Raw genomic sequence first — 10,189 nt, forward strand, 5'->3', positions numbered from 1 at the left:
GCGTCGCCTTGGTTTTAACGATTGCAAAGGTAGTGGGTTTAGCGAAAATCACCAAACGGCAAAAGGAAAGGTAGCAAGCCACGCCCAGCCCAAACGCCCGAGCATCCAGCCCCAAGCATGCCCGAGCCCCAGCCATTCCCGAGCCCCAAGCATGCCCAAGCATCCAGCCTCCCCCACCCCTTTCGAAAGCCAACCCTCCCACCCCTTTCGAAAGCCAACCCTCCCACCCCGCGAAAGGAAAGCCCTTCCGAAAAGCCCCCTGCAAAAGGAAAACCCTCCCACCCCACGAAAGCCATTTTCGGGCGCATATTTGCGCCCGCCAAGAACCCGCCAGGAACCGCCAAGCCCCCGCCCCCCAAGAACCAAAAGAGCGCCCTCCCAAGCAAGGAAGAGCGCTCAAAAATAAGCATAAAGCCTCACCGCCTATCAGGCAGCGCCAAGCACCTTGGTTACCTCAGCAACCTCCGGGCCCTCAAACAGGCATAGCTCACTGATGGCCCTGTAGCTCAGCGACTCAAACTGATAGAGCCGCAGGGCGGCGAAGGTGCCATCTTGCGTGTAGCAGCCCTCCAGCTGGTAGTTGCCGAAGTCGCTCGGACTCACCCAGTGGAGCGCCGACAGCTTGGCGGCGCGCTTGGCGGGATCGGCCTTCAGGGCCTGTGCCAAGGCTTGTCCGGCCTCACTCGAAAACTCGAGGCGCACGGCCTTGAGCGGACTGTGGGTGGGCAGGTAGGTTGCCTTCTGCGACAGTCCGAAGAAGGATGAGGTTACCTGAATACGGGGATCGGTGGCCAGATCGGCCGAGAGATTGAGTTTTGTGTATTTTGTCATCGTTGTATACGTGTTAATGGATGTGTGGAATGGGTGCATGCCGGCGCGACGGGCCTTGGGCCTGCCGGTCGTGACGCACGGGTATAATATAATAATAAGGAGTGTGGCCTTGGCCCTATGGGACAAAGACCAACCGTTGGGGTCCACGCCCCACTAACACAGGAGTCGCCCTAATGCGTAGACATAACGGTGGCATGAGGGCGCGACAAGTATCGGGGTTGAGCAACGGGCACACGGGCCCCGATATTGCAGGAACGATGTTTTCTGACTGTTGAACAATACCTGCTGACGTGCGACGATGCGCTTGGCGGGCACGTGGCAGGGGGATGGGTTGACGCGCACTGGACGGGTGGAGCAGACACGCACGAGCTCCGCCGCGTTGTCGAGCACCGCCTGAGGCTTATCGTGTCGCTCAGCGAGGGTGCTGTCGGCCACGTGCGCCTGTTCGATGGGGCGCGCGGCCTGCGCCTGCTCCGTGCCCAACGGACTAAGGAACAGGGTAAGCAATAACAGAACTGCCTTAACGATGATGCTCATAAATACGCTTTTACCAACCGCAAAGATACGTAAAAACCACGGCCCCACCAAACGATTGCCCCAAATAATGCCCAAGAAGCCGCCACTGTGCCCATCCAGCCCACCTGCCGCCCTGCCCCGCGAAAAGCCTTCCACCCTGCGAAAGCCCCCTGTGAAAGGAAAACCCTTCAGAAATGCCCCCTGCGAAAGGAAAACCCTTCCGCCCCGCGAAAGCCATTTTCGGGCGCATATTTGCGCCCGCCAAGAACCCGTCAAGAACCCGCCAAGCGCCCTCCAAGCCCGCCCCCACAAAAAAAGCGCCTCCCGGCAAGCCTGTCATCCAGGTCTCCGTGAGGCGCTTTGTTATAGCTATGTAGAAGCCTTACTTGGCGTAGGCCACCGATCGTGTCTCTCTGATCACGGTGATCTTCACCTGTCCGGGGTAGGTCATCTCGTTCTGGATCTTCTCAGCGATCTCAGAGCTGAGCTTTGTGCTCTCGTCGTCGTTCATCTTATCGGCACCCACGATGACGCGCAGCTCGCGACCCGCCTGGATGGCGTAAGTCTTGGTAACGCCGGGGTAGCTCATGGCGATGGCCTCAAGGTCGTTGAGACGCTTGATGTAAGCCTCCACGATCTCGCGACGGGCACCGGGACGGGCACCAGAGATGGCGTCGCACACCTGCACGATAGGAGCCAGCAGGGTGGCCATCTCCACCTCGTCGTGGTGGGCGGCGATAGCGTTCACGATATCAGGTTTCTCCTTATATTTCTCAGCGATCTTAGCACCGAGCAGAGCGTGCGGCAGCTCACTCTCCTCATCGGGCACCTTACCGATATCATGGAGCAGTCCGGCGCGCTTAGCCTTCTTCGGGTTCAGTCCGAGCTCGGCGGCCATCACAGAGCAGAGGTTAGCGGTCTCGCGGGCGTGCTGCAAGAGGTTCTGTCCGTAGGATGAGCGATACTTCATCTTTCCCACGATGCGGATGAGCTCAGGGTGCAGACCGTGGATACCGAGGTCGATGGCGGTGCGCTTACCGGTCTCGATGATCTCGTTGTCGAGTTGCTTCTTCACCTTGGCCACCACCTCTTCGATGCGTGCGGGGTGGATGCGACCGTCGGCCACGAGCTGGTGGAGCGCCAGGCGGCACACCTCACGACGCACGGGGTCGAAGGCCGAGATGATGATCGACTCGGGCGTGTCGTCGACGACGATCTCGGTGCCTGTGGCGGCCTCGAGGGCGCGAATGTTACGACCCTCACGACCGATGATGCGGCCCTTCACCTCATCGTTGTCGATATGGAACACGCTGACGGAGTTTTCGATGGCGGTCTCCGTGGCCACGCGCTGGATGGTCTGTATGACGATCTTACGTGCCTGTTGGTTGGCGTCGAGCTTAGCCTGGTCCACAATCTCGTTGATGTAGCTTGCGGCGTCCATCTTTGCCTTGTCCTTCATGCTCTCCACGAGGCGGTTCTTAGCCTCCTCGGCCGAGAGGCCCGAGAGCTCCTCGAGCTTGGCGCGCTCCTGTTCCTGCATCTTCTCGAGATCGGCCTGCTTCAGGGCGAGCAGTTTCTTCTCGTTGTCGATGCGCTGCTGCGCCTGGTCGTTCTCCTGCTTGCGGCGTCCGAGTTCCTCCTGGCGCTGGTTGAGCTGCAGCTCACGTTGCTTGAGCTTGTTCTCGCTCTGCTGGATCTTCTGGTTGCGCTGCTGCACCTCCTTCTCCAGTTCGCATTTCTTGTTGAGGAACTTCTCCTTCACCTCGAGGAGTTTCTTCTCCTTAATAACATCGGCCTCCTTCTGGGCCTTCTCCATCATATCTCTGTATTTCCCGTCGAGGAGATGGCGAGAAACAAGATAACCCGCCACGACGATAACCAAAGCGACGATGGCGGTTACGATTATTGTTGTCATGAATTTATGGTTGTTAATTGATGTTTCATATTCTCACGTCATCGTTGGCGCGCTCATTTTTCCTTCAGCACGGCCTCGATCTCAGAAGTCAGCTTGGTGAGAATATCATCGTAGGGTTTGGTGTCATTGCGCTTGAGCTCTTTCTGCAGCCTCAAGCCAAGATCGATCATGGCGAAATAGGTGATCTCCTTGTCGCCCTTCATGCCTTTGAAATTGGAAAAATAGGCATTGAGGAGCTCGTTGATGAGTTCCGCGTCCTTACGGTACAGCGGCTCCTCATCGCGCGGAACCCGCACCATGATATCGGTGTCATAGATATGCAACCGTATGTTGATTTTATTCTGATCTGCTTCTGCCATCACTACCTGTTACTGTTGTTCACTGAGCAGCGTGATACACTTGTCGACGTCTCGTATGAGCTTGTTCACCTTGCGCTTGGCGGTGTCGAGGTCGGTGTCGCTCACCTCGAGCATGCGAGCCGTCTTCAACGACTTGTAATCGTTCTGGAGTTGGCGCACCTCAGCCTGCAGGCGCCTGATCTCGGCGTCGCGCTCGTCGACCATGGCGTACAGTTCGCCGTTCTCCTTCACCACGTCGTGATACTGGAGAATCATCTGTCTGACGCGTGTGGCGAATGTATCTATGATCTTCTCGTTGGCATCCATTACGATACAATTTTCTGCAAAATTAAAACATTATCCTGAATAATCCAAATGTTTCACACGAATAAGATGCCGAAAATAATTGTTTTTCGGGTAGTTATTGAAGGAACGGCCCCCACAGAAGGCTCGCCCACCGCTTGCCACAGGAAGCGCCCTTCCTGTCCCAAGCACCCCAGCGCCCGCCTTCTCGTCCAGCTCCGAACACGAGCGCCTGCATCCAGCTTCCCCACCTGCGAAAGCCATTTTCGGGCGCATATTTGCGCCCGCCTCCAGTTTCAAGCCGCGCCTCCTATGAGTCGCCTCCAGCTCCAAGCCGCTTGCTTGTGCCAGCCAGCCTGGAGCGCCTGCGTCAGCCCTTAGATCAGCCGTCCCGAGAACATCACTTTCTTAATGTCCTCCTCATGGTCGAAGATGAAGCGCGCCACGATAGAGCTCAGGATGGCCGAGGTGGAGAGCTTCTCCGGTCCACAATACTTCATTCTGTCGAGCACGTTCTTCAGCGACTCGTCGATATAGATCGTGGCCAACTTGCCACCACCGTCCTTATACTGCTTCGCCATGTCGAGGAACAGATCCCATGAGTCGCGCGAGTCATCCTTCACGATGGTGTATTCCTTCATAGTGTTCTCCTTCGGGCGACGACCACGGGGAGCGCGCTCGGGCTGTGCGGGAACGGCTTGCTGTGCCTGCGGAGCCTGCTGAGTCGACTGTGCGGGAGCGGCCTGTTGCGTCTGTGCCTGCGGCGCCTGTTGCACCGGCTGTGCCTGCGGAGCCTGCTGCACCGTCTGCTCTGCCGCCACCTCGTTGTTCTCGTTCTCGGATGTATATGAATTGTCGTCGTTCTCGTCGTTGAGCTTCGTCACGTCCACCTGAGCCTTCATGGCAGGCTCAGCCGTACCGTTCTGCAACGTGTGCACCAGTCCTTGGATGCCGCCTGGCAGCACGACGCGTGTCTTTTGTTTGTTTGCCATAAGTATGATAGTGAAATATGTTGTGAATAATATGATTATCGTTCCTTCCCTCTCCCACCGTTACAGCGCCGGGGCAAGCCCGACCGCCTCACCACGATGGCGAGTCGTTGGTTACTCCTTCATGCGTCGAATCATGAAGTCGAAGGCGGGCTTCACCGCCTCACGCTGCGCCGCCGTGATCTCCACCGTGTTGATACGCTTCAGTGCGGCGCGTGCCGTGATGCGCGGCGTGACGGCGCCCAACTGCTTGAAGATAGCATCGGTCTGCTTCCACATGTCGAGCTCGTTCTTCGTACCGATACGCACGTCGATGCGGTTAGGCACAAAAAACAGTTTCGCCGTCATCTCCGGTGTGTGCTGTCGCAGTGCGTTGATCACCTGCACGAACGTACCCGTGGAGTCGAGCGTCTTCTCCTCGTACTCATACGGACACACGATGAAGTCGGCGTTGGTGAACATCGGCACCAGTCCGTCCTCCGACACGTTACCCGGCGAGTCGAACAGCACATAGCCCTCGGTGTTCGACGCCGAGTCCATCAACTGCTGCATGGTCTCTGGGTCCTGCACATCGAAGTCCTGCACCACGTAAGGCTCCTCTTGTCCTTCATAGAGCTCCATATCTTTTCGTCGCTGCATCTTAATGGTTTTCTGCAGGTCGGTATCGATCACACACACATCCTGTTTCTTCCAGGCCAGATAGTTAGCGAAGAGTATGCACAGCGTCGATTTTCCCACGCCACCCTTCTGATTGGCAAAAATAATCTTCCTATTCTTCATGATCCTCAATTGCTTATTATAATAAATCGGTGAAAGGAAAGGGGAACCGCTAAGCCATAACCCCTTGAGCTCTAACGAACCCTGCTGAGCCCCAAAGACCCTCAAGAGCCTTAAAGACCGCCGAGCCCCAAAGCTCCCTCCAAAAAGAGCTTTAACGAACCCCCAGAGCCCTAAAGAACCCCCAGAGCCCTCATGTTCTGCGAAAAGCATTTCTGGCGCATATTTGCGCCAGCCACCCGCCAGTTACGCGAGCCTCGTGCCTTCCAGCCTCTTGCGCCTTCCCGCCTCTTGCGCCCTTCCGAGCATTTTTGATGCGCCAGCGAGCCTCTTCTGCAGCCCTTCCGAGCGTCCTTTCAAAAGCCCCCGTGGCGAGGCCAAAACAGCCTCTTTCCCGATTACCCTGCAAATATACACATTATTATTTATCTACGCAAACAAATCTTTATTTTTTAGCTTTTTAATTTATTCCTTTATTCATTCTTACATATCTTTATGCTTTTATTTTTCTATACTAATATTTCTTTACTCCTATATTCTTTTATTTTAATGTTTTTCGGTTTATTTATGCTTATGTTTCTTTATTTCTTTATTTGCATATTTGTTTATTTGTATATACTCATCGCCTTTTATTCTTTTATTTGTTTATATGTTTATTCATCGTCTATAATTATTTATTTTCATATGTTTTTATTTATTTATATATAGGAAGGTTTTGAAGTGCTCTGTATTTATTTACACATTAAAATACTAACAACCAAAAACGCGGCAACCAACAACCAATCTTCAAACCTAATAGAACCGTAACCGCACCTCATACACAAGAGGAACCCACCCTATCACCATGCTAACCATCTCCCGCGCGTCTCAAACTGCCAACCAGCAAGCCCAAAAACCCAAAAACGCCCCAAAAAGCCATCGTTTCCCCCGAAACAGCTCACACCAACCAACCATCACGCATCAGAATACACGAAAGAGCTTCATCTGGCCTCCTAAAACGCCCTGACACACAAAAACAAACAACAACAAAAACATCCCATTACCCTCCATCATTATTTATTTATATATATGTTTGTTTAATTAAAGATATCGTAACAACCTAAATATTAATACATTATAGCTTCCATAATCTTCACTCAAAAAATACCGGGCGCATATTTGCGTCCATTTCGTAGTTTCCAACCACACAAAAAATTTCTTCCGTTAACGCGCGGATAAACGCCCCGATGGGTCATAAGCTCATATTCCAGGGCATAGCCCAGGATGGCCATTGGGTATTACAAACGCCCTAAAAGGACAAAAGCATAGAATAGAAAGCCGCTTCCCTTACAGAGTGTGTTGCCTATCGCTACAATCCTTTCAGCCCTTTCAGTCAACCCATATATCATCTATGCATTTCCATATCTCATCTATGCATTTAACGGAAGAATCTCAAAAAAAAGAACTCAACAACCATTTATATATATAATAAAACAAAAAGACATTTATTTATTTTAACCGTATTTTTGCGGGTCCAAATTCAAAATAACAAATTCTCTAAACATAATTATTGATTTGTTTCTTTATATATTTATTTGCTTGGATAGGTATTTATCCATTCTTTTATTTATTTGTTTTAATAGGTATAGCGTTGTTTATTTGTTTATTCTGTTATTCTTATCTATATTTATTTGTTTATGCTTTTATTCTTGCGTATGTATCTTTATTTATATTTTTATGTTTATACTCAAAAAGGAAAATATAGTCATTATTTATTTCTTTATTTTGTTATTCATATATATAGTTCATTAAAAAGATAAAAGGATAAACAAACATAAATACAAAGAAACATGCCAAACGGCGACAAAAACATGAAAAGAACTCCTTGCTTTACGATCTCCACAGCTCTGAACATTCAAATCTCAGACCACCTGTTCATAGGTCAAGCAACCCTCTGAACCACATTTCACTTACGCATCTCACATGAATCGCACCAAAAAACACAAGTGAAATGAACAAAACGTATAGTAAAACATATCGCAAAACGATAATACCTACGAAGATAAAAACGCTCGAAATTCGAAGTTCCACAAACGCATAAAGACACCAAGAGCCACACACAATGAACTGGAGAAAACATAGGGACCCTCTTATAAAACAACATAATCTCATAAGAACGTTAGCAAAGAAATACCAAAGCAGCTTAACCACCCTACCCTAAACCTTCGTTTTTCTATTCCTCATAACAACATGGCTTACTAAAAGGCAACGCTGCTTAGTATTCTGATGATCAACAAACCTACATTTTGGTATGTCGAAAAGACCAAACCACAGATACCATTTCCTGTCTCTTCACAAAGCGCATCCCTCTCCCACCCCACTCCAAAATCTAAAGCTCCATCATAGCTCTATCTTAACACCGCAAAAACACCGCGAGAACACCCTTTAACCGCACATCCCCCTACTCTCCGAAAAAAAAACGCTTCTCAAAACACTAAAAATCCCATAATCGCCTATCCTTCAGCAAAATAACAAAAAAACAAATGACAATAGGAACCATACAACCAGAAAGTGAAACGCAGAAAACCATCATAAAACCGTTCTCTGCTCAAGCAAGGTATGCGAAAAGAAGTTCGGTCGCATATTTGCGACCGTCCGAGAGTCACACCTTACCTTAGCATCAGAAACCAGCCCCCTACCCTCCACCATATATATAGAATAACCAAACAGAAGCTACAAACCAGGAGCTGAACCGAAAACCCGAGAGAAAAAAGGAAGAAGGGCAAACCCATGCATAAACGTACTAAAAACGAAACAAACCGAAAAAAGAAGATAAAAATGATGACATGTATGCTTTTTTCATCTTTATTAAAGCACACATACAAAAGAAACACCTACTTCTTCTCTTTCATAAATGGCCAGCAAGGGCCACCAGAAAGACCCATTAACCTACAAAACATGCCTAATGGCGTTGCGAAACATGCCTAACCGAGGCGCGATACATGCCTAACCGAGATGCGATACATGCCCAATCGTAACACGAAAGATGCCCTTTCACAATGCCAAACATGCCTAATCGCGAAACGTATTTATTTATTTGGTTATTTATAGATGTTTTTATTTGTTTGTATATACCGTTTATTGTTTTTATGTTTGTTTATATATATACGCATAGAAAGAAAGTGTAAAGATAGATAATAAAGAAAAACAAAACGAACAAGCATAATGGCAAAAGAGATCTCACAAACAGTAAGATAAGCGCTAAGGAGCCTACTCATAAGAAATGATTGCATAAAGCGTTCACTGATAGGCTTTTACGCAAAGAAATGTTTGAAAAGCACGTAACGCCAAAACGCAAGCGCTAAGAAATGATCCGGAAAGCAGAGAGGAGCGGTGGGGTAGGGCAGGGCGGCTCCCCAAACATCATAAAAAAGAAAAGAGAAAAAGAAAAAAGAGAATTTTATCAAAGAGTTAGATATCTTTAGTAAATCATTAGTTTATCATGATATTAGTAGGGGCCTCCTAACTCGCTGATTATCAACCGCTCCAAAGCCCAACTGACGACAAATTAGTAACATGGTGCGACAAATTGGGAACATCGCTGCGACAAATTAGTAAGGTAGTTGCGACAAATTAGTAACATGTTTTGGCAAGCGTCGACAAATTGGGAATATGACGGCGACGAATAGGGAGAATGATTTTGTTTATGTGATTATTATATTACGAATACAGGGTGTTTTGTGTTCTTTTAGCGTTCGATCACTTGTCCGTGCTTCAAATAACACGTTTTTAACCACCTCTACAAACGTCACAAAACCAATGGTTTACACGTTTGTGCGACAAATTAGTAACATACCTTTGTTGGGCTTTTCTTGTCTTTTGCGACAAATTGGTAGGTTGCTGAATATCGGTTACAAAACACCAATGTCGCAGCGCTACCCAACCTGCTACCTGTTTGATTGCGAGGAATGTGGAGTGGGGAATGAGGTATGGTTCCTCATGAGGGTAAATGGTTTAATGTGAAGTGGTTAGGTTGAAACAGTCGGGTAGGGCAAGCACTGCCGTCGTGGTTGTAGACTGGTGCGTTGCGCATCGGTCCCAGAGCGTTCCTTTCGATTTGTGGGGCTTTGCCGAGTGGCATGGGCATTTCTGTTCAAAAGGAAAAGAACGAGGCGCCTTCTGACTGTCATCATTACCGATGGGGCTTCACCGAGCATCGTGCTTTTGATAAAGGCAGCCCGCATGGCCAACTCATCATTCCGCGCTCCCCATCCCCGCATGGCACCCTCAGAAACCGCCTTTTGGGGCCTTAATCCGCCTTTTTTCGTCTTTGGAGCAAAAAAGTTGGGGAAAAATTTGGAGGAACCAACAAAAAGCCCTACCTTTGCACCCGCAAAAGCAATAAGGCATCGTCCTTATGTTTAGCACGGCAATATGCCTTCCATGACTTGCATAGCAAGTAAGGAGAGATGGCAGAGTGGTCGATTGCACCGGTCTTGAAAACCGGCGTACTGAGAGGTACCGGGGGTTCGAATCCCTCT

Annotated in this window: 7 protein-coding genes; all 7 read right to left on the reverse strand. The window is 49.4% G+C overall.

Translation table 11 applies throughout. The annotated features are described in order from the left end of the window. Window positions 1-426: 426 nt before the first annotated feature. Complete coding sequence (locus WKK33_RS05400) at window positions 427-831, reverse strand: hypothetical protein (RefSeq protein ID WP_330003872.1); 405 nt, start codon at window positions 829-831, stop codon at window positions 427-429. 153 nt (window positions 832-984) lie between these two features. Continuing rightward, window positions 985-1,368: a hypothetical protein gene (locus WKK33_RS05405; protein WP_337637128.1), complete on the reverse strand. Its 384-nt coding sequence runs from the start codon at window positions 1,366-1,368 to the stop codon at window positions 985-987. A 361-nt stretch (window positions 1,369-1,729) separates the two neighbouring features. After that, window positions 1,730-3,262, reverse strand: coding sequence for a ribonuclease Y (gene rny / locus WKK33_RS05410; protein WP_337932849.1), 1,533 nt, complete (start codon window positions 3,260-3,262; stop codon window positions 1,730-1,732). 53 nt (window positions 3,263-3,315) lie between these two features. Further along, window positions 3,316-3,621, reverse strand: a complete 306-nt coding sequence (locus WKK33_RS05415; protein ID WP_215760756.1) for a cell division protein ZapA — start codon at window positions 3,619-3,621, stop codon at window positions 3,316-3,318. Between the two features lie 9 nt (window positions 3,622-3,630). After that, on the reverse strand, window positions 3,631-3,927 hold the full coding sequence (locus WKK33_RS05420) for a hypothetical protein (protein WP_215760755.1): 297 nt from the start codon (window positions 3,925-3,927) through the stop codon (window positions 3,631-3,633). 353 nt (window positions 3,928-4,280) lie between these two features. After that, window positions 4,281-4,895 carry a hypothetical protein gene (locus WKK33_RS05425; protein WP_337932851.1) on the reverse strand — a complete coding sequence of 205 codons (615 nt, stop codon included), beginning with the start codon at window positions 4,893-4,895 and terminating at the stop codon, window positions 4,281-4,283. Window positions 4,896-5,006: 111 nt separating this feature from the next. Continuing rightward, a complete protein-coding gene (locus tag WKK33_RS05430) occupies window positions 5,007-5,672 on the reverse strand; it encodes a ParA family protein (protein WP_215760753.1) in 666 nt (221 codons plus the stop codon). Between the last annotated feature and the right edge of the window lie 4,517 nt (window positions 5,673-10,189).

Origin of the sequence: Hallella sp., from assembly GCF_037460745.1 — a bacterium.
Classification (GTDB): domain Bacteria; phylum Bacteroidota; class Bacteroidia; order Bacteroidales; family Bacteroidaceae; genus Prevotella; species Prevotella faecis.